The organism is Paraburkholderia sp. UCT31, from assembly GCF_014397655.1.
GTDB classification, from domain to species: domain Bacteria; phylum Pseudomonadota; class Gammaproteobacteria; order Burkholderiales; family Burkholderiaceae; genus Paraburkholderia; species Paraburkholderia tuberum.
The window spans coordinates 1-20831 of sequence record NZ_VZQP01000049.1; the positions used below are offsets into that span (position 1 = coordinate 1).

The 20831-nt window shown below is 65.7% G+C and carries 21 protein-coding genes and 1 pseudogene; 7 read left to right on the forward strand and 15 right to left on the reverse strand.

The features are described from left to right. The 5 genes from F6X40_RS31330 to gph form a co-directional block, all read left to right on the forward strand. On the forward strand, positions 1-541 hold a 541-nt coding region (locus F6X40_RS31330; RefSeq protein ID WP_187630487.1), incomplete at its 5' end, for a TonB family protein. A gap of 58 nt (positions 542-599) precedes the next feature. Then, positions 600-1367, forward strand: a complete 768-nt coding sequence (locus F6X40_RS31335) for a MotA/TolQ/ExbB proton channel family protein (RefSeq protein WP_090809011.1) — start codon at positions 600-602, stop codon at positions 1365-1367. Next, positions 1358-1780 (forward strand): ExbD/TolR family protein, encoded by a 423-nt coding sequence (locus F6X40_RS31340; RefSeq protein ID WP_018424565.1) that lies wholly within the window; start codon positions 1358-1360, stop codon positions 1778-1780. The genes F6X40_RS31335 and F6X40_RS31340 overlap by 10 nt, the downstream gene beginning before the upstream one ends. Before the next feature lie 146 nt (positions 1781-1926). After that, entirely contained in the window at positions 1927-2748 is an 822-nt protein-coding gene (locus F6X40_RS31345; protein ID WP_187630488.1) for an HAD family hydrolase, read from the forward strand. After that, positions 2739-3431 carry a phosphoglycolate phosphatase gene (gph, locus tag F6X40_RS31350; protein WP_187630489.1) on the forward strand — a complete coding sequence of 231 codons (693 nt, stop codon included), beginning with the start codon at positions 2739-2741 and terminating at the stop codon, positions 3429-3431. Before F6X40_RS31345 ends, gph begins: the two co-directional genes overlap by 10 nt. 9 nt (positions 3432-3440) lie before the next feature. Here the strand turns inward: gph and F6X40_RS31355 are convergent, their stop codons facing one another. From F6X40_RS31355 to F6X40_RS31390, 8 genes are all read right to left on the reverse strand, one after another. Then, a complete protein-coding gene (locus tag F6X40_RS31355) occupies positions 3441-4103 on the reverse strand; it encodes an ankyrin repeat domain-containing protein (RefSeq protein ID WP_187630490.1) in 663 nt (220 codons plus the stop codon). Positions 4104-4118: 15 nt separating this feature from the next. Then, positions 4119-4739, reverse strand: coding sequence for a c-type cytochrome (locus F6X40_RS31360; protein ID WP_187630491.1), 621 nt, complete (start codon positions 4737-4739; stop codon positions 4119-4121). Further along, the gene (locus F6X40_RS31365) at positions 4736-6469 is read right to left on the reverse strand and encodes a pyrroloquinoline quinone-dependent dehydrogenase (RefSeq protein ID WP_187630492.1); all 1734 of its coding nucleotides are present in this window, start codon (positions 6467-6469) and stop codon (positions 4736-4738) included. The genes F6X40_RS31360 and F6X40_RS31365 overlap by 4 nt, the downstream gene beginning before the upstream one ends. A 360-nt stretch (positions 6470-6829) precedes the next feature. Beyond that, a complete protein-coding gene (locus F6X40_RS31370; protein WP_187630493.1) occupies positions 6830-7702 on the reverse strand; it encodes a VOC family protein in 873 nt (290 codons plus the stop codon). Positions 7703-7837: 135 nt separating this feature from the next. Continuing rightward, positions 7838-8266 carry an RT0821/Lpp0805 family surface protein gene (locus F6X40_RS31375; protein WP_184032431.1) on the reverse strand — a complete coding sequence of 143 codons (429 nt, stop codon included), beginning with the start codon at positions 8264-8266 and terminating at the stop codon, positions 7838-7840. Between the two features lie 16 nt (positions 8267-8282). Continuing rightward, the gene (locus F6X40_RS31380; RefSeq protein ID WP_187630494.1) at positions 8283-10034 is read right to left on the reverse strand and encodes a SulP family inorganic anion transporter; all 1752 of its coding nucleotides are present in this window, start codon (positions 10032-10034) and stop codon (positions 8283-8285) included. 82 nt (positions 10035-10116) lie between these two features. After that, positions 10117-11076 carry a DUF2950 domain-containing protein gene (locus F6X40_RS31385; RefSeq protein ID WP_187630495.1) on the reverse strand — a complete coding sequence of 320 codons (960 nt, stop codon included), beginning with the start codon at positions 11074-11076 and terminating at the stop codon, positions 10117-10119. A gap of 9 nt (positions 11077-11085) precedes the next feature. Further along, positions 11086-12546, reverse strand: coding sequence for a DUF3300 domain-containing protein (locus tag F6X40_RS31390; RefSeq protein ID WP_262421607.1), 1461 nt, complete (start codon positions 12544-12546; stop codon positions 11086-11088). Between the two features lie 330 nt (positions 12547-12876). On the opposite strand from F6X40_RS31390, the gene F6X40_RS31395 reads away from it, so the two are divergent. Together F6X40_RS31395 and F6X40_RS31400 are read left to right on the forward strand one after the other, a co-directional pair. Next, complete coding sequence (locus F6X40_RS31395) at positions 12877-13350, forward strand: glycine zipper family protein (protein WP_090810400.1); 474 nt, start codon at positions 12877-12879, stop codon at positions 13348-13350. A gap of 18 nt (positions 13351-13368) precedes the next feature. Continuing rightward, positions 13369-13956: a hypothetical protein gene (locus F6X40_RS31400; protein WP_187630497.1), complete on the forward strand. Its 588-nt coding sequence runs from the start codon at positions 13369-13371 to the stop codon at positions 13954-13956. A 15-nt stretch (positions 13957-13971) separates the two neighbouring features. Here the strand turns inward: F6X40_RS31400 and F6X40_RS31405 are convergent, their stop codons facing one another. The 7 genes and pseudogenes from F6X40_RS31405 to F6X40_RS31430 form a co-directional block, all read right to left on the reverse strand. After that, a complete protein-coding gene (locus F6X40_RS31405; protein WP_184064552.1) occupies positions 13972-14991 on the reverse strand; it encodes a hypothetical protein in 1020 nt (339 codons plus the stop codon). A 19-nt stretch (positions 14992-15010) separates the two neighbouring features. Next, the gene (locus tag F6X40_RS31410) at positions 15011-15268 is read right to left on the reverse strand and encodes an RNA-binding protein (RefSeq protein WP_187630498.1); all 258 of its coding nucleotides are present in this window, start codon (positions 15266-15268) and stop codon (positions 15011-15013) included. A gap of 20 nt (positions 15269-15288) precedes the next feature. Then, positions 15289-16071, reverse strand: a complete 783-nt coding sequence (fabI, locus tag F6X40_RS31415; protein ID WP_187630499.1) for an enoyl-ACP reductase FabI — start codon at positions 16069-16071, stop codon at positions 15289-15291. 12 nt (positions 16072-16083) lie between these two features. Continuing rightward, positions 16084-17259 (reverse strand): acetate/propionate family kinase, encoded by a 1176-nt coding sequence (locus tag F6X40_RS31420; RefSeq protein WP_187630500.1) that lies wholly within the window; start codon positions 17257-17259, stop codon positions 16084-16086. 4 nt (positions 17260-17263) lie between these two features. Beyond that, positions 17264-18253: a phosphate acetyltransferase gene (locus F6X40_RS31425; RefSeq protein ID WP_184064541.1), complete on the reverse strand. Its 990-nt coding sequence runs from the start codon at positions 18251-18253 to the stop codon at positions 17264-17266. A gap of 22 nt (positions 18254-18275) precedes the next feature. Beyond that, positions 18276-18377, reverse strand: a pseudogene (locus tag F6X40_RS43650) (pentapeptide repeat-containing protein); the annotation flags it as partial. Positions 18378-18437: 60 nt separating this feature from the next. Beyond that, positions 18438-20774: a DUF3141 domain-containing protein gene (locus F6X40_RS31430; RefSeq protein ID WP_187630501.1), complete on the reverse strand. Its 2337-nt coding sequence runs from the start codon at positions 20772-20774 to the stop codon at positions 18438-18440. Positions 20775-20831 lie beyond the last annotated feature (57 nt).

Here is a 20831-nt window from a genome sequence, read left to right on the forward strand (position 1 = left end):
CCCCCCCGCCGCTGTCGTTCCGACGGCGCCAACGCCGCCGGTCACGCACCCCGCCGTGCGCGTCAAACCGGCGCCGCAGCCTCGCGCGCAGGTGCCGCGCAGTGTGGAAAAGCCTGTGCCGACACCGTCTCCGACACGCGAAAGCACCGCGCAGCCCGTCACGCAAGCCGCGGCGGCACCGCAGGCCGCCGTGCCAACAGCCGCCGCGCCGTCGGCGGCATCGGCTTCCGCCGTCCGTCCGGCGGTGCCCGCGTCGACCGAGCCGCGCAACGTGTCGCACGTCGACTGCTCGATTCCGAAGCCCGACTATCCCGACATCGCGAAGCGGCGCGGCGAGCATGGCACGGCGATCGTGCGTTTCGTCGTCGGGCTGAGCGGGCATATCGAAACGGCGCAGCTGCAAACCAGCAGCGGCTCCGCGCGGCTCGACGACGCGGCGCTCGCCGCCGTCCATGCGGGCGCCTGCCAGCCGTACACCGAAAACGGCACGCCGGTGCGCGCTGCGTACTCGCAGTCGTTCGTATTCGGACTGACCGAGTGACGCGACAGGTTGAGCGCACCGCCAATCAGACCAGGGACACCAAACGAAGGAACTCGCCATGCAACACTACGGACTCGCAAACGTCTGGGATTCAGGTGATATCGTCACGCGCGGCATTCTGAGCGTGCTCGTGATCATGTCGGTGCTGTCGTGGACGGTGATCATCGTGAAGCTGTGGCAACTGATCCGCCTCAGGCGCGCAACCCGGAGCGACGCGCGCTTCTGGAGCGCGGACCGCTTCGACGACGGGCTGCGCAGCCTCGGCCATCCGGAATCGGGCGCGCACGACAACCCGCTGCTCGCGCTCGCGCTGGCGGGCCATGAAGCCGCGACGCACCATCGGCAGACGCAGCAGCATCTGCACGACCGCATCGACGTGTCCGACTGGATCACCCGGCGTCTGCAGGACACGATGGACGAGACGATCGCGCGCCTGCAAAGCGGCCTCGCGATTCTCGCGTCGATCGGCAGCACCGCGCCTTTCGTCGGGCTGTTCGGCACCGTGTGGGGCATCTACCATGCGCTGATCGTGATCGGCGAGACCGGTCAGACCTCGATCGACCATGTCGCCGGCCCGGTCGGCGAGTCGCTGATCATGACGGCGTTCGGGCTCTTCGTCGCGATTCCCGCCGTGCTCGGCTACAACGGTCTGACGCGCGCGAACCGCTCGATCGTCGCGCGCCTGAAGCGCTTCGCGCACGGCTTGCACGCGTACTTCGTGACCGGCTCGCAGTTGCCGTCGAGCGCCGGGCCGCAGATGCGCGTGGTGCCGCGCGGCACCAACGCGACGAACGCAAACCGCGACGGAGACCTCGAATGGCAATGAGCCCTTTCTCCGACGACGACGATCAAGGTTTGATGAACGAGATCAACATGACGCCGCTCGTCGACGTGATGCTGGTGCTGCTGATCATTTTTCTCGTCACCATTCCGGCGCTGCAACACGCGGTCAGGATCGATCTGCCGCACGCAAGCAGTCAGCCGGAAGCGCTCAAGCCCGCGCACGTGGACGTCGCGGTGCAGGCGGACGGTACGGTGCTGTGGGACGGTCAGCCCGTGACCGACGACGCCTTGCGCGCGCGCATCGCGCAAGCCGCCCTCGCGACGCCGCAGCCGGAGCTGCATTTGCGCGCCGATCGCAAGGTGCCGTACGAGCGGGTGGCGATCGTGATGTCGGCGGCGCAGCGTGGCGGGCTGACGAAGCTGGGCTTCGTGACCGATCCGCAGTTGGGCAAATGACGCGGCGCGGCGTGCGTGTTCGGTGCGTGCCGGCACACAAAGTCCCGCTTATCGGCGGCGAAAGAATCTCTGAATTTGAATCGGCGGACGGCTCGGCTATCGTGGTGCGTGTCTGAACGGCACCCCACCCTTGCGAGGACCGCACGATGCAAGCCCTCATCTTCGACGTCGACGGCACGCTCGCCGACACCGAGACTGCTCATCTGCACGCATTCAACGCCGCGTTCGCGGAAGCGGGCCTCGACTGGTTCTGGGACGAAGCGCTCTATTCCAGCTTGCTGAAAGTGGCGGGCGGCAAGGAGCGTCTGCTGCATTACTGGCGCACGGTCGAGTGCGAGGAAGCCGGGGGCCCGCGAGCGCGAGAGGCCGTCGACGCGCTGCACGCGCTGAAGACGCGCCACTACACCGAGCGCATGCGCGAGCGCGGCGTGCCGCTACGACCCGGCATCGCGCGTCTGATCGACGAGGCGAACGAGGCCGGTCTACGCGTGGCGATCGCGACGACCACGACTCCCGCCAACCTTGACGCGCTGCTGCAAGCGCATTTCGGCGCCAGTTGGCGCCATCGCTTCGCGGCAATCGGCGACGCCGGCACCACGCCGGCAAAAAAGCCCGCCCCCGACGTCTATCGCCACGTGCTCGAACAACTCGGCTTGCAGCCCGCGGCCTGTCTCGCCTTCGAGGACTCGCGCAACGGCCTGCTGGCAGCGCGCGCCGCGCGCGTGCCCGTCGTCGTCACGCCGAGCGCTTTTACCGCGCACGAGGACTTCGATGGCGCGCTGGCCGTGCTGCCTCATCTCGGCGATCCGCACGCGCCGATCGTTCCGATGGTGCGCGGCGAATGGCATCGCTGGGTGGATCTGGCGACACTGCGCCGCTGGCATCAAGACGCCACGCGTCGTCCCGATTCGGCCGCGCACGGCGCACTGAACGCGGACCAGGCGAACGCGAGCGCGTCATGGCAATGAACCGCGACTACCACGCTGTCCTGATCGATCTCGACGGTACGATGGTCGATACCGCGCCGGACATCGTCGCGGCTGCCGGCCTGATGCTGACGGATTTCGGCGCCACGCCGCTGCCTTACGACAGGGTGGCCGGCTTCATCGGCAACGGCCTGCGCAAGCTCGTGCAACGCTCGCTGGATGCGGCGGGCCTCGGCAAGCGCGTCGAACTGGACCACGCGCAGGCCGTGTTCGAGCGGCACTACGCAGTGACCAACGCGGCGCTGAGTCGGGTTTTTCCTGGCGTGATGGCCGGGCTGCGCGCGTTGCAGCAGCACGGGTACCGCTGCGCGTGCGTGACCAACAAGCCGCAGGCGCTGGCGGCGGCGCTGCTCGACAAAACTGGGCTTGCCGCTTTTCTGGACGTGCTGGTCGGGGGCGACACCGTGGCGAGCATGAAGCCGTCGCCCGAGCCGCTTCGGCACGCGTGCCGGCTGCTCGACGTCGAGCCCGAACGTTGCGTGCTGGTCGGCGATTCATCGGTCGATGTCGCGGCGGCGCGCGCGGCCGGTCTGCCGGTCTTCATCGTCAGCTACGGCTATGGCAGCGCGAGCGGCGCCGATCTGCCGCGCTGCGACGCGCTGATCGATTCGTTCGAGGCATTGCCGGCGATTCTGGCGCAAGCGCGGCCGGCATTGCGGGCGTGATTCGAGCCGCTAACCCGCCGACAACAACCCCGCGACGCGCTCCGACTTCGTCTGCACCGCGATATCTTTCGCCGTCATCCCGCGATTGTCCTTCAACGACCGGTTCGCGCCGCGCGCGAGCAACAGCTGGGCGGTCTCCGCGCGATCGTATCCCGCCGCCCACATCAGCGCGGTCAGATCGTTCTTGTAGGTCCGGTTCACGTCGACGCCCGCATCGAGCAACTGACCGACGACCTTCGTTTGCCCCTGGCCCGCAGCGTATTCCATCGCGGTCTTGCCGACGCGATCGGTCGCGAGCGGCTCGGCGCCATGCGCGAGCAGCAGCGCGACGATCTCGTCGAAGCCGCCGTAGGCGGCGGCCATCAGCGGTGTATCGCCCGGCGCGTTCGCATGCTGCACGTTGGCGCCGCGCTCGATCAGCGTGCGCGCCATCGCCGTATCGCCCTTCTTGCACGCGGTGACGAGCGCGGTGTCGCCGATCCGGTTCATCGCATCGACCGACGCGCCGCGCTGCAGCGCAGCGACGACCGACTGCTGATCGTCGTCCTTCGCGGCCGCGAGCAGTTGGCGGTTGATTTCCCCCTGGTCCTGCGCGAGCGCCGGCACCCATGCGCCGAATGCGCTGGCGAGCAGAACGGCGGCGGCAAGCGGCCGAGTGAGCATGTCTGTCATGGTGTCTTCCCCGTGCTACTGCAGATTGTTGATATAAGCGGCCAGATGATGGATGTCGTCGTCGGTCAGATTGCGCGTGACGCTGGCCATGTTGCCCGCATCGTTGGTGCGCGTGTGCGAGCGAAAGTCCTGCAACTGCTTGACGATGTACTGATACTGCTGACCGGCGACGCGCGGAATCTCGTTCTGCCCGGAAAAGCCACCCAGGTGGCACATCGTGCACAACAGCTCGGCGGCCTTCTTGCTGCCCGCCTCGATGCTCGCGCCATCCGCGTTGAACGGCACCGATACGGGCTTCTGCGCGGCGAAGTAGTCGGCGAGGTCCTGCATGTCCTCGCTCGACAGGTTCGCCGCCATCGGCGACATGCGCGGATCGCTGCGCCGTCCCTGCTTGAAGTCCTTCAGCTCCAGATACAGGTAGCGCGCGGTTTGCCCGGCCAGAATCGGATAGTCCGGATTGGTCGAATTGCCCATCGGCCCATGACAGGCCACGCACACCTGCGCTTTCGCCTTGCCCGCCTCGGCGTCGGCGCGCGCGCCCGACGGCAGGCATGCGGCGATCAATCCGCCGCACAGCAGCGCCACCCTTGCAGCGCGCGCCCCACCCGGCGCTCCCCGCGGCGCCGGCCGCCTCATGGCACCGCGAACACGACGACGCTATTGCCGCGCTTGAAGTCGATCTGCGTATTGCCGCCCGCCGCGACCGCGATGTACTGCTTGCCGTTGACCGTGTACGACACGGCCGGCGCGTTGACGCCCGCGCCGCACTGGAACTCCCACAGCTTCTTGCCGGTGGCGGCATCGAACGCGCGGAACAGGCCGTTGCCCTCGCCGTTGAACACGAGACCGCCCGCCGTTGCAAGTACGCCGCCGATCAGCGGCTGGTCGGTCTTGTAGTCCCACGCGATCTTGCCGGTGTCGACGTTGACGGCCGACAGCTTGCCCCATTGCGCCTCGGACGGAATCAGCTTGAAGGCGCCGCCGAGCCACAGCTTGCCGCCGCCCGGATAGGCGGCGTCCTCGACCTGGTACGTCATCGGCTGATTCAGGTTGGCCGCGTAGACGAGGCGCGTTTGCGGATCGAACGCGATCGGCGACCACTCGACGCCGCCGTTCGCGCCCGGCAGCATGCGCGCGCCGGCTGCAGTCGGCAGGGTCCACATGTTTTCCTGCGGAATCATCGCCTGCGAGAAGCGGATCAGCCGGCCGGTCGCACGATCATGCACGTACACGTGACCGGTCTTGCCCGCATGCACGATGCCGGGGATCATCTTGCCGTCGTTGTCGCGCACGTCGATCAGGATCGGCGGGCTCACCGCGTCGAGGTCCCAGACGTCGTGCGGCACGTACTGGTAGTGCCATTTGTACTTGCCGGTGTCGAGATCGATCGCGACGAGCGAATCCGTATAGAGGTTGTCTCCCGGCCGGATCGCGCCATACAGGTCCGGCGAAGGGTTGCCGACCACGAAGTACACCGTGTGCGTTTTCCGGTCGACCGCCGGCGTCATCCACACACCGCCGCCGAGCGTCTTGTAGAAGTCGCCGCCCTTGTCGGCCAACTGCTTCTTCTCCGCGTCGATGTCGCGCTTCTCGTCGCGGCCGGTCGCGTCTTTGGTGGCCCACACGCCTTCCTGGCCGGTTTCCGGAATCGTGTAGAAGGTCCACAGCAACTGGCCGGAATTCGCGTCGTACGCCTTCACGAAGCCGCGAATGCCGTACTCGCCGCCGTTCGTGCCGATCAGCACCTTGCCGTCGACGACCGTCGGCGCCATCGTTTCCGAGTAGCCCTCGTCGGGATTGGCGATCTGGCTTTGCCACAGCACGTTGCCGGTTTTGGCGTCGAGCGCGACGAGCTTGGAGTCGAGCGTGCCCATATAGAGCCGGTCACCCGAAATCGCGACGCCACGATTGTTCGGCCCGCAACAGAACGTCGTGACCGGACCCATCTTGTGCTTGTAATGCCAGAACTCTTTGCCCGTCGCCGCATCGATCGCGTATACGTGATTGAACGACGTGGTCAGGAACATCACGCCGTCCTTCACGATCGGCGCCGTTTCCATCGACTCGTTGACGGCCGTCTGGAAGATGAACGCCGGCCTCAGCTTCGCGACGTTCGTCCGGTTGATCTGCGCGCCAGGGTAATAGCGCGTCTGCGCGTACGAGCCGTTCGGATGGAGCCAGACCGCCGTCATGCTGCCGGCGCGATCGAGCTGATCCTGGGTCACGGGCTGAAGCGTCGATGGCACCGGCGCGGCGGTGGTGGTCGAGCTGTTCTGTACTTCGTCGGCGGCATGAGCCGCAGGCAAGCCGAACGCGATGGCGAGCAGTGGCAGGCCGACAATTCCCTGAATACGGTTGAATGGCATGAGCGTCTCCTAGCTTTTTATTGTTCCTATGAATTGCAGCGCAGGAGTGCGACATGGATCCACGCGGACGACAGCGTGAAAGAGCACGATGGCGCAACCCTCGCAGACAACAAAAGCGTACGACTTCGAATCGTTGTTAGCTTTATCAGGATGGGTCGGCTTCGCAGAGAGGGGAGAAGTGATGCACGGGTCCGCGGAAAACCGGCTCGTTTAAGGGTAGGCGATGTGTTGTGGATTTTCTAGATTAAATCGTTAAGGAGTGGCGAGCGATCAGCGTGCACCGTTGTGGTCGCTGACCGCCGCCCTGGTCGTGGCGTTTTCACCTGGGTCGCTTCGCGTTGCGGCCGCTCGTTGAGCCGATCAGAACCGGCCGCCGCGCGAATCGGCCCCCTGCTGATAGTTCCGGTTGGTCTGTTCCGGATTCCGGTTCACCAGCGGGCGCGCGTAAAGTGGGTGATGCAGGCTCCGTACTTCGTGTTCGAGCCGGAAGCAACGCTCTCCGGATGACAGATCGAGCAGGTCGGCAAACCGGTATTGATGCGGCTCTTCTCCATATACCAGACCTTTTTCGGCGAGCCGTGTGAACGGCCCCGAAAAAGCAGCGGTGTAAATGGCGATGTGGTGTCCGTCGTATTCAGGAATGGGCTCGGTCGTTTCCGCGTACAGCAGTTGCTGATGCGTGCCGATATCGATCACCGCGCGGTGCAATCCATGCTTCTCTTCGATGTCGACGGTCGCATCGAACATATCGCGGTAGAAGCGCGCGATAGGCAACGCGCTGCCGACCGGCACGTCCATCTTCACGAACGCGATGCCCAGATCGATTTCCGACCACGGAGCCGACGCGGATCGATTGAGAGGATCGAGGCACTCGTAGCGGTTGCCCCACGGACACGTCACTTCGACACTGCCTGCGCGCTCCGTCCAGCCGAACGCGGTGCCGGCGAGCAGCGGTTCGACCGAGCGCAGCCGCCTCACCAGCGCTTCGAGCTCGCCGACCACGAGACCGACACTGCCGCGCAGACGTTGCGCCGCCCCGTGCGGCAAGTGAATCTGCGACCGGCCGACGTTGATCCACATATTCTCGACCCCGGTCATCACGAACGGATCGCGCGTGAGCCCAAGGCCGGTGACGTAGAAGGCGGTCGCGAGAATCTGGTTGGGGATTTTCAGGTTGACGTGTTCGAGCAGGACCAGATTGCCGGTATCGTCGTTAGCGTAAGAGTGTTCCATGTGTTTGCCTTGTGCATGAGCCGCGAAACGCTGGACAAATTATGCATCAACAGGGCAGATGGTTCGTGCTCGTGCAACTCGGGCGGCGTGGCGGCGCCGCCATGTTCAGAGGCGTATGAAGCGGCACGCATGTGCTTATTGCCGCAGAATCTTCCACGGCCCATTGCCGGTTTTGCAGACGATCGGCGTCCACGTTTGGGTCTGTCCTTTCGCGACCGCGGTCAGCGTCGCGGTCCGGCAGGTTCGATCGCCGTCCTTCGTCGTGTCCTGCGGCGTCACCGTGCCCTTGATCGACACGGAATTGCCGGTGCCCGCATTGCTCCACTCGTACGATTCGCCATCCTTTTTTGTATCGAGCGCCTTTTGCGCCGCGTCGTTGAGCGCTTTACGGTCGGCCTCGCGCATGTAAGTAACGGGCGTGTCTTTCAGAAAGTTCAGGTTCGCTGCGTAACACAACATTGGGCTGGCGAGCAGCGCCGCTGCCGCAAGCCACTGCCTGATCGTGTGGGCGTACGCGGCGTCGAGTGCGGGCGCGCCTGCGCCAGGACGAAATTGACGTGACATGGGTTTCTCCTCGAGTTCATCCGCGATTCGCGTCGTCCGCGAAATCGCCGTTTTGCTGGAATGCGTCGACGACGTCGGCCACCGAGCCGCGTCGGCCGATGTGGCCGACACGAACTTCGAGCCCCTCGGCGCGCAGCATGTCGCGCACGTCCGCGTGCGCGCCGACGACCTTCATCGCGGCGCCCGCGGCCTCCAGCGCGCCGTGCATCGCTTCGAGCATGCGCGCGCCCGCCAGATCGACGACCGCCGATGCGGACAGGTCGCAAATCACGAGCCGGACCGGTTCGGGTGCGGCGTGGATCATGCGCCAGATCGTCTCGCGCACGTGCTCGACGTTGAAGTACAGCAACGACGCCTCGACACGCACCGCCAGCACATGCGCAATCGTCTCGTTCTCGGCATGACGTTCGAGATCCGAGAAATAGCGCGTGCCGGGAATACGCCCGAGCATCGCGACATGCGGATGAGCGGCGCGGTGGATGATCAGCAGCATCGACACGAGCACCGCGACGATGACGCCCTTCAGGATGCCCAACAACAGCACCGCCGCGAACGCCACCATCGAAATCGCGAATTCGAAGCGGCTCACGCGCCACACATGACGCAGTTCGCCGACGTCGACGAGGCCCTTCACGGCCACGAGCACGATCGCCGCCAGCACGACGTTGGGCAGATTCGCGAGCAGTCCGGTGAGGAACATCAGACAGAAGCCGATCGCGAGCGACGCGAATACCAGCGCAAGCGCGCTTTTCGCGCCGGCCTTGTCGTTCACCGACGATTGCGAAAGCCCTCCCGCAACCGGGAAGGCCTGGAATAATCCCGCGGCCAGATTGGCTGCGCCAAGACCCAGCAATTCCTGGCGGGCGTCGATCTCGTAACCATGTGCCTGCGCGAGCGCGCGCGCGGCCGAAACGCTCTCGACGTATGCCAGCAACAGGCACGCGAACGCCAGCGGAACGATGCCGTCGACATCGCGCAGCCGCAGCCCGGGCAGACGGAATTCAGGCAAGCCCTGAGGCAGCGCGCCCACGAGCGTGAAGCCGCGGCTGGCCAGCGGCGTGATGGACAACACGACGATCGAGGCAGCGACGACGGCGAGCGCCACCGGACGCCCCGGCAAAAGCTTTTCGCCGAGCAGCAGCAACGCGATGCAAACGAGGCCGAAACCGAGCACGCCGAGGTTGGTCAGCGGAAGCTGCCCCCACAGCACGGCGATCCGTTCGAAGAAGAATTCGCCGCCGCCTTTCACCCCGAACAGCTTCGGCAGCTGGGTCATCGCGATCGTCAGCGCGGCGCCCGCCTTGAAGCCGAGCAGGATCGTCTCGCTGATGAAGCTGACGAGCGAACTCAGGCGCAGCAGCCAGCCGATCACGCACATGCACGCGATCAGCACGGACGTGAGGGCCGCGATCGAAGCCCAGCGCGACGGGTCGCCCCCGGCCATCGGCACGAGCGTCACGCCGACGAGCATCGAGATCGCCGAGGTCGGGCCGATCGCGAGCTGGCGCGACGAGCCGAACAGCGCATAACAGAGGCCGCCGACCAGATAGCCGTAGATGCCGTATTGCGGCGGCAAGCCGGCGAGCGACGCATAGGCGAGCGATACCGGAATGCCATAAGCCGCGAGCGTCACGCCGGCGACCGCGTCCTTCGCGAGCCATCGAGGCTGATAGCTTCGCAGCCACTGCACGGGAGGAAACGCGGAGCGCCACCCGCGCGCGGGTGGCGTGGAAGACGCGCGGCCGGTGACGCTGGGTGGATGGTTCAACGTAGCGCCTCGAGTACGGAAGCGGACCTGACGGAAGCACGGGCGCGCTGTACGGCCATCGCCTCAGCCGACCCGGAGCGGCTCAGAGCGAATCCTTGACGCGCTGCCACGTATGATCCGGATTGAACTCGGTCACAGGCGGCGCGTGCGCGCCACGGTCCTTCTGGTAGATGACGCCGTTGTTGCTGACCACGAAGGTCATCACGCCGCTCGTGCCGTACTGCGCCGGATAAGCGACCATCGCGAAACCCGCGATCATGTGGCCGTTGATCACGTAGCTGAACGCGCCGCCCGGCGCGTTCTTGCCCTGCCGCGTCAGGATGTGGAAATGGTAGCCCCGGTAAGGATCGCCCGCCGCGTGGCCTTTCAGATATTCGGAACTCGCGGCGACGAGCGGGCCGAACGGACTCTCTTCTTCGTCGCTGTTTTCGTCGGTGTGCCAGTAGAGACCGTCCTGCTTGCCGGGTGTGCTGGCCAGCTTCTGCGCGTATTCGAGCAGGCCGTCGTGGTTGCGGTCGCGCGACGCGTATTGACGCTGCGCGCCGATATAAGCGTGCAGCACCTTGATCGCTTCGAGTTCGTTGGCGCCGATCCGTCGATTGATCAGTTCTTCTTCGCCCTGCTCGGTGGCGAAGCGCCAGGTGCCGTCCTCTTTGACGATCGGTATCGGCATCGGCCACGCCTCGTCGCCGACCAGCAGAATCCGCCGGTTCGGTCCCCTGTCGTCGAGCACGTGATAGGCCTCGATCTCCTTGCTCGCCCTGGCCCAGTTCGCCTCGTTCTCCGCCTGATCCGGCGATACCACGAGGCTCTTGTGCGCTTCGCCGAAGATCGCGACGAGCGACGCTTCGTCGTCGGTCTTCAGTGCGCTGGACAGCGCGGCGACCGCGTCTTCCGGGGTGGCGAAAGTGCGCTGCCCCGCGGCGAGCGCGGCCAACGGAACCGACAGCGCGAGCACCATCGCGCACAGCCGGCGCGATGTGGCCACACGTCGCCGCGAATCGTCGCGTGCGCGCTTTCCGGTGATGCTTTGTCCGCTCATGGCTGCTCCTTATCGCCGTCCGCCGCCGCGGCCGCCACCGCCACCGCCGGGCCGCGGCGAGAATCCACCACCGCCGGAGTATCCGCCGCCACGCGTCGATTGACGGCTCGCCGCGCCGCGCGCGCTGTTGGCTTGCGCGTCGCGCGCCGAGCCGTAGCCGCTGAACGCATTGCCGCCGCCCCCAGGCGACGCGCGCTGACTCACCTCGCGTGTGCCCGCCGACGCCGTCGGACGCTGGGACGGCTGCGGCCGCCCTTGCGCGCCAGCACCGCCGCCCGCGAAGTTTGCGCCGGCGCCGCCACCCGCGCCGCCACCTGCATAGTTTGCGCCGCCGCCCGCGCCGCCGCGGTTGCCGCCCGCCAACCCACCGCCCGCGCCCGCGCCTGCACCCGCGCCGCCGCCGCGCGACGGCGGATCGCCGACCCGTTGCGTGCGCGCCGAGCGATCCGAGATACCGCTGACCTGGCCCGGCTTCTTGTCCGAGGTCCACGCGGAGGTGCCCCCTCCCTGCCCGCGTCCACCGCCGCGGTTGATGTCGCCCGTGTTGATATTGCCGCGCTCGACGTTCCTATCGCCGCGCTCGACGTTTCTATCGCCCCGCTCGACGTTTCTTTCGCGGTTGATGTTGATGTTGTTGTTGCCGCCGCCTCCGTAATGCGTTTCATAGTGCCCGCCGTTCCAGGCGGCGGTAATCGCCGCGCCCCAGATCAGCCCCGTCGCGAGCGCGGCGCCGGGCGCGTACGGATAGTAGTAGGCCGGATAGGGCGTGGGCGCGTAGGCGTAGGTCACGGGCGCACTGGCCACGACGATGGTCTGCGGGTTGTACTGCGGCACGTAGATCACCTGCGGGTCGGCCGGCTGGATCTTGATCACTTCCTTCTCGACGACCACGACCTGCTTGTCGTCGGATTTCAGATGCCCCGCCGACTGCGTTTGCCGCCGGAAGCGCTGAATCGCTTCGAGCACCGAGCCTTGGTCGGCAACGACGGCCTCGCCGAGATCGATCGTCCAGTCGAGATCGGTGCTCATGTACTTGACGATGTCGGGGTAATTCAGCAGCGCCTTCACCGGATCGTGCCACGCGTCGTTGAGCTTCAGCGACTTGTTGTTTTTGTACTGATCGAGAAAGCGATCGGCCTGCACGATTTCGACGGGATAGGTTGAGGCAGGAAGAATGATCGCGATCAGATCGTCCGGATATAGCGCGATCGGTCCGACGAGCTGGTCGAGCGTCGCCGCGGAAACGGGTGCGTTCGGGGCCGCGTTCGCCGGGGCGTTCGCGGCCGGCGCCTGCGCCAGCGACACCGCAGTGGAGAACGCGCCGCAGCACGCCAGAAGCGCGGCGCCCAGTACATGGCTGAGGCGTCGCGCGCGCTTCGCCTCGTCGTCGAGCGCCGGCATGCGCCTGCGCCTGTCGAGCGCCGTTGCAAACGGGATGATGCGTGTACGAGCACGCGAATCGCGGTCCATCGATGCTTCCCCTTGCGCTTCGTCAGCGGCCCCGGGCGGCATGGCCATGATCTTTGACAGACAGTTGTCCGAAGCAATGAAAACGACCTGCACCTGTCGCATGAATACAGTTTGGAAACCATGGACGAAATTGCAAATACGACCTTGGTCCGATTGCGCGCGACAGGCCCGCGACACCATGATGAAAGCGAACCTGCCATTGCTGCGCATCCACCGCGCGGCAACCGGTCCCACCAGAATTCCCATTCACGGGTGCCGGTTGCGCCCTCACGCCTGAGCAAACAGGCAGCCGGCGACTCGCACCCGCGCGTGCCCACGCAAGGAGTTGTCGTGAACAAGTCTACGAAATATGCCGTGATCGCCGCGTTGAGCGCGTCGCTATCGCTGGAAGGCCTGGCGCAATCGAGGCCGATTGCCTATCCGGCCAGAGGGCAAAGCCCGCAGCAACAGCAGCAGGACGAAGGCGCCTGCTATTCGTGGGCGAAGAGCAATACCGGCATCGACCCGACCATGGTCGCCAATGCCCCGCCCCCGCCTTCCGGCCCCGCGGTGGGAGGCGGCGAGCGCGTGCAGGGCGCCGCGCGCGGCGCGGCCGGCGGCGCGATCATCGGCGCGATTGCGGGCGACGCCGGCAAGGGCGCGGCGATCGGCGCGGCGACCGGCACGATGGTCGGCGGGTCGCGCGCGCGGCAGAACCGGCGCGCGGCCGCGACACAATCGCAGGCGCAAACGCAGGGCTCGATGGACACGTTCAATCGCGCTTTCGCCGCCTGCATGTCGGGGCGGGGTTACACGGTCAATTGATCGCGCAAGGAGAGCAGAATGATTAACCGCAAACTGATCATCGCGGCGGCGCTCGTGTGTCTCGCGAATACGGGGTTCGCTCAGACGGAGGCACCCGTCACGGTCAAGAGCGAGCCCGGCAAAGTCACCGTGTCGGGCACGGTCAAAACGACCGCGACGGTCGTCGGCATCGAGCCGGCAACGCGCACCGTCTTGCTCAAGGACCCGAAGGGCAAGGTCGTGCAGGTCGTGGTCGGCGAGGAAGCGCGCAACTTCGATCAGATCAAGGTCGGCGACGTGGTCAAGGCCGAGTATTCGCAGGCTCTGACCATCATGCTGAAAAAAGGCAACGCGCCGCTGACCGCCAACGAAACGCAGACGCTCGCTCGCACACCGGCGGGCGCGAAACCCGGCGGCTCGGCCTCGCGCGAAGTCACGATCATGGCTAACGTCATCGCGGTCAATCACCAGAGCGGCGTGGTCACGCTGAAAGGCCCGCAAGGCAATACGGTGGATCTGGTCGTGCAGGATCCCGAACAGCTCAAGCGGATCAAAAAAGGCGACCAGATGCAAGCGGTCTATACCGAGGCCGTGGCCCTCTCCGTGGAGCCGGTCGCCGGCAAATAGCGAGCATGGCTCGCGTCAGATCAGGCGGTGCGCTTGCGCGAGGCCGCTGAGGGGCGGCGTAAAGTCCGCGCGTCGAAAACGCACCGTCGAGAAAACCCGTATCGCATTGGGACTCGCCGGCAGACGCGCAAGGCGAAACTCGATTTCGTGCGCGGGCCGCGTATCTCCCTCTTCCAGGACGACGTTCATCCGGTCGAGCCGGTACATGCTCTTGCGCACGTAGAAATGCGCATCCGGCGCCCCCAGTACACCGCACATCACGTCGAGATGCCGCTCCAGCGCCTCTGTCTTCAGGCCCAACTGCGCCAGAGCCTGATCGTTCTCTTCGATCTGCGCCTGCAGCTTCGCCACTTCCGCGTAATTCGACGTCGCGTCGCTACCAAGCAGCGAGCGCACGCCCGCCCCTTGCCGTTCGAGAATCGTCAGGCGCGTTTTCAGCAGCGCCCTTTCGCGTTGCAATTTGTCCTGCCGCGAGGTGTCGGCCTCGATCTTGCCGAGCGCTTCGAGCACGAGCTGATCGACGATCCGCAACACGATCTGGCGCCGCAACGCGGCTTCGGATTCTTCGCACACGCGCACCTGGTGATCGCTGAAGTTGATGGTCGTCTGCGCGAGATCGGTTTGCGTCGTTTCGCCGTGTTGCCCGACGCCGAAAATACGCCGCTCGTCCATGGCCATGCCGAGCACCGCGAATACCTGATCGGCAGCGGGATGGTCGCTGAAGAACGTGTTCAGCTCGTGTGAGCGGTTGAAGACCGGGCAGACGTCGTCGGGTGTGGCGAAAAAGGCGTGGATATACGGGTCTGTCGCCCACGCCGCCGCGTTCGCTTCGCGCGTCGGCGGCACTTCATCGGCGAGCCGGAGCAGATAGGCGGTCGTGTGTTGCACGGCGGGCCGCAGGCGCGACGCATAATTGCGCGCGAGCCGCAACGACGGACAGAGCCCGACGATCCGCTCGACGATTTCCTTCGTCTGCTGATCGTCGCTCTCTTCGGAAGCGTTGCGCCTGGTCAGCCACCGCGACAGCAGACCCATGCCCGGCTCCCGTCGCCCGTCACGATTCGTCGCGCTCCGGTAGCAGCTGCGCGACGATCGTGTGGTTCTTCCAGAACAGGTTATGGACGCGGTTTTGCAGTATGCGCAGCCCGTCCGTGGGCACGTCGTCGAAGACGACCACCGCGCCTGGCCGCGAGCCCGTGCCGTGCACCCGCTGGATCGAGCTGAAGCGCGGGAACCCGTAGCGAATCAGGAACTCGCCGATCTCTTCGTCGGAGACGCTTTCCTCGACGTTTCCAAGAAACATTTCAGCCATGATGCCTACTCCTCCAGACCCTATGCGACGATGTTCAATCCGCCGTCGATATACAAGGTAGAACCGGACACCCGCCGCGCATACGGCGTGGCCAGAAACGCACAGGTATAGCCGACATCCATGATGTCGACGAGTTCGCCGAGCGGCGCGCGCTGCACCGCTTCGTTGAGCAGCAGCTCGAAATCCTTCAGGCCCGAAGCGGCGCGGGTCTGCAGCGGCCCGGGAGAAATCGCGTGCACGCGGATGCCCCTCGGTCCCAGCTCGAACGCCAGATAGCGCGCGCAGGCTTCGAGCGCCGCCTTGACGGGGCCCATCAGGTTGTAGTTCGGCACGACCTTGTTCGCGCCGTAGTAGCTCATCGTCAGCATGGTGCCGCCGTCTTTCATTAGCGGCGCGGCGAGGCGCGCCATCCGCACGAACGAATGGCAGGAGATGTCCATCGCGCTCAGGAAGCCCTCGCGCGACGATTGCAGCAAGCCGCCCTGCAGATCCGCTTTCGGCGCCCATGCAACGGCGTGAACGAGAATATCGAGGCTTCCCCATGTCTTCTCGATCCGCTCGAACACGGCCTCCATTTCGTCCTCGCCCGTTACGTCGAGCGGCATGAAGATCTCGGCATCGAGTGCTTTGGCGATCGGTTCCACATATGGAGCCGCCTTGGCGTTCGCATAGGTGAGCGCAACGCTCGCGCCGAGGTCGTGAAACGCCTTCGCGCATCCGTACGCAATCGAATGCTCGTTGGCGACGCCGGTCACGAGGGCCTTCGCTCCTCGCAGAATCAAACTCGGTTGCTCGACAGACATGGTGAAACTCCTCTATGGGGCGACAGCGCGCGTATGGCGGGCGATCATCAGTTCCTCGTTGGTGGGCACGACCCAGACCGGCAGCCTGCTCGAGGCGCGGGTGATCAGCGGGCCGCCCGCCCGATTGGCCGCTTCGTCGAGTTCGGCGCCGAGCCACGCGGCATCGCGCACGATGCGCTCGCGGATCGCGACGGCGTGCTCGCCGATGCCGGCCGTCAGCACCAGTGCGTCGAGACCTTGCATCGCCGCGGCGAGACTGCCGAGTTCGCGCCCGATGCGGTAGGCGTAGACGTCGATCGCAAAGCGGGCACGCGGGTCGTTGCTGTCGAGCAGCACACGCATGTCGCCCGAGATGCCCGACATGCCGAGCAGCCCCGAGCCCTTGTAAATGAGGTCCGCGATCGACTGCGTATCCATCTTCAGCTCGTCGAGCAGATAGAGCATCACGCCGGGGTCGAGGCTGCCGCAACGCGTGCCCATCGGCAGGCCTTCCACCGCCGTGAAGCCCATCGTGCTCGCCACGCTCTTGCCTGCGACCATCGCGCACATGCTCGCGCCGTTGCCCAGATGCGCGACGACGGTGCGCCCCGCCGCCGCGGCCGGTGCGATCTCCGGCAGCACGCTCGCGATGTATTCGTACGAGAGCCCGTGAAAACCGTAGCGCCGCACGCCGTGGTCGGTAATCGAGGGGGGCAGCGCATAGGCCTGCGCGGTCTCGGTCTGCGTGCGATGAAACGTGGTGTCGAAGCACGCGACCTGTGGAAGGTCGGGACGCAGTTGCGCGAGGATGCGGATCGGGGTCAGGTTATGCGGCTGATGCAGCGGCGCGAGCGGGCTCAGGCTGTCCAGCTGGTCGATCACCTCGGAGGTCGCGAGAACGGGGCCGGCAAAGCGCTGCCCGCCGTGCACGACGCGATGCCCGACCGCCTTCAGTTGATTGCCACCGCCGTGGTCGTGCAAAAAACCGCCCAGATATTCGATCGCGCCCTGATGGCCGAGCCGGTGGCCATCGCCCCATTCGTGCGAGCTGGCATTACCGTCGCGGTCCGTCACGCGAAAACGCGGGCTCGTGTAGAGCGCTTCGATCTGACCGCGCAAAATGAGCTCGAGTTGCGCTTGTTGCGCGTCGAAGGCGCTGAACTTGAGGCTCGACGAACCTGCGTTCAATACGAGGATCACATCCGCCATGACGTCACCCGACCACCTTGGCGGCCTCGCGCCGTGCCTTGGCCACCAACGCGGCGACCGCGCACGACGCGAGACGCGTCGACAGAGAATCCGCGCGGCTCGTCAGAATGATCGGCACGCGCGCGCCGAGCACGATGCCCGCCGCGTCCGCGCCGGCGAGAAACGACAGGCTTTTCGCGAGCATGTTGCCCGCTTCGAGGTCCGGCACCATCAATACATTGGCGCGACCGGCCACCCGCGACTCGATCTGCTTGATGCGCATGGCTTCAATGCTGATCGCGTTGTCGAGTGCGAGCGGACCGTCGACGAGCCCGCCGGTGATCTGCCCGCGGTCCACCATCTTGCACAGCGCCGCCGCTTCCACCGTCGATGGAATTTTCGGATTGACGCTCTCGGTCGCGGATAGGATCGCCACGCGGACTTCGTCAAATTTCAGCGCGTGCCCGAGATCGATCGCGTTCTGCAGGATGTCGACCTTCTCTTCGAGCGTCGGCAAGATGTTGATCGCGGCGTCGGTGATGATCAGCGCGTTCTCGTACCCGGGCACGTCCATCACGAAGCAATGGCTGATGCGCCGCTCGGTGCGCAGGCCGGTGTCACGGCGAATCACCTCGGCCATCAGCTCGTCCGTATGCAGGCTGCCTTTCATCAGGGCCTCCGCCTTGCCTTCGCGCACCAGTTGCACGGCTGCCGCCGCGGCGGCATGGCTATGCGGCGCATCGACGATCGTGAAGTTCGAAATGTCGATGCCGTGTTCGGCGGAAATCGCTTCGATGCGCGCGCGCGGCCCGACCAGCAGCGGCGCGATCAGTCCCATCCCGGCTGCTTCGACCGCGCCATTGAGCGAACTCTGGTCGCACGGATGCGCGACCGCTGTCGGCATCGCCGGCAGCGTCCGGCAGAAATCGATCAGACGCTGATACTTCGCGTGCTTTTCCATCTGCGTATTCCTCGTGTGTACGGTGCGTTGGATTCGTGACGCGTGGCACGCCATGCTGACGGAAGCCGTGCATACGGGCGCCGTGCATACGGGCGCCGTGCATACGGGCGCCGTGCATACGGGCGCCGTGCATACGGGCGCCGTGCATACGGGCGCCGTGCATACGGGCGCCGTGCATACGGGCGCCGTGCACACGGTTCCGTCATGCTTGCGTCCTGCCGCGCATCGCGCCAGTTGCTCACGTGCGAGTGGGGTCAGGCAAACGTGCGTTGCGCTTGCGGCTCTCGCGCGAACCCAGCACCGCGCGGAGGCGTTCGAACGCCTCCTTTTGCGCGGCGTCGGGCGCGGTGTTCAACACGCGCTCGTCGCTCGCCAGCTTGTCGAGCAGTTGTAGAAAGCGCTCGCGGTCCTCGCTGTGGGAAAGCAGCTTCGGCAGCGTGGCTATCGCCTCGTCCGGTTCGAAGCTGACGATGATTTCCTGCTCGCCCCGGATCCGCCGCCAGTGATCGGGGCTGATGTCGGGCAGGTACTCCGCGTAACTTTCGGCGATCTCCTTGCGCATCTCCAGGCGCGCGAGCGGCAACGACCCGCCCTTGCGCGACAACAGAAAGGCCGCGCGCGCGAGCGCCTCCGTGTAGCCGCCGTCGCCGATCGCCTGCAACGCCGTGCGCACGAACGGCAGCTCGCGCGGATCGATCGCGCCGGCTTGCGCGGCCACGCCATCGGCGGCCGGCTTGCTCAGATACGTCGCATACAGATTCGCGTACACGCTGAAGAAGCTGGCCTCGGTCCCCGCGTCGCGCATCGCGCGGTAATAGTCCAGCGACGCGCTGATCATTTGCGAGCCGTTGTGTTCGAGCTTGCTCCACGGGTTATCGGCGGCGGCCCGCTGGCGATTCTCACGAACCGACTGCGCGGCCGCCGGCAGCCAGCCAAGCCACGGGTTCATCGCGGATACGGCCCAGCGCTGCCAGCGCAGCGGATGAAACTGGCGCAGCAGGCGGGCGCTCGTTTCGTTCGACATCGCCTGCACGAGCGGCTGCGCGAGCAGTTCATACATGCGCTGATTCAGATTGGACAACGCGGCGACCGCTTCGAACGGCTTTTCGTCGACGCGGCCGAAGCGGTTGTAGCGCGCGGCAATCTCCTCGAGCCGCCGCTCATGAAATTCGACTTCGTATTCGATCTCCCCGGCCGCGTTGCTGGCCTCGTTGATGGTCATGCCGTAGAGTCCCGGCGGAAAGGTTTCGATGGTCTCGAGCACCGACATGATCTGCTTGTGCTCCTTCTTCGCGACTTTCCCGGACACGAAAATGCCCAGATGCCCGATGTTCTGGTGCGTCAGACCGACGATCACCTGGCCGCGCGCCTTGATCTCCTCGGTGCTGCCGTACAGGTCCGCCACCCAGTTGAACGCCTGTTGAGGCGGCGTGATGTTGTCGCCCATCGACGCGAACAGGATGATCGGCGAGCGGATTTCACGCAGATCGAAAGCCTGGCCGCTGCTGTTCGTCACTCCGCCCGACCACAGCTTGTTGCCGACGAACAGGTTGCGCGTGATCCATTCGATCTCCTCGCGATTCATCAGGTAGTAGCTGCCCCACCAGCGCTCGAATTCCAGAAAGCGTGGCGGCTCGGTATCGACGTTCGAGAACAGGTGGTAGTACTTGTCCCAGAACGTGTTGGCCGGGTTCAGGTTTTCGAAGTTCTCCACCAGATACGCGCCGTCGAACTTGCCGTTGCCGAGATCCGCCGCGTACGACGCGAGCCACGCGCCGCCCAGCATGCCGCCCGCGTAACGCATCGGGTTGTCGCCCTCGCCTTCGCTCCAGGCCGCGCTCCAGTACGACATCGGCGCACCGTTGATGACGATCGGGCCGGTCTCCTCGGGGTCGGAGCTGGCGAGCATCATCGCCGCCCAGCCGCCCTGGCAATTGCCGATGATCGCGGGCTTCGGACTGTCGGGATGCAGCGCGCGCACCTTGCGCACGAATAGCTGCTCGGCGTTGCACACGTCGAGCAGGGTCTGACCGGGCTCGGGGTCGCGAAAGAACACCACGAAGTAGACGGGATAGCCCGCGCGCAGCGCGATGCCCGCCTGCGAATCGTCCTTGAAGCCGCCAATGCCGGGGCCGTGCCCCGCGCGCGGATCGATGATCAGATACGGGCGTTTGCGCACGTCCACGCCCACGCCTTCGAGCGGACGAAGTTGCAGCAGCGCATAGTTGACCGGCCGTTCGAACGTGCGGCCGTCCAGCACCATGTCGTACTCGAAATGCAGCACCGGCGTGGGACCGCTGACGCTGCGTTCGACGAACTCGTTGCCGCGCCGGTACAGCGTGTCCCAGAACAGCAGCGAGCGCTGCGCGGCATCTACCGTGTATTGCCACGCACTGAGCGGATCGAACGGCGCGGGCATCGCGCTTGCGGTCGGGGCGCCATCGTGATCGAGCCCCAGCGTTTCGGTGACCCGTTCACTCAGATGCCGCTGGGCGATTTGCGTGCGCTTCTGCAGCACGTGGTTGATTTTTGAGGCAATGTCCTGGCTTTGTGACAACAGCGTTTCAGCGTCCATCGGAAGACTCCTGAAAGGTGCGCGTCACGATCGGTGCCGAGGCACGCGCCGTGCATC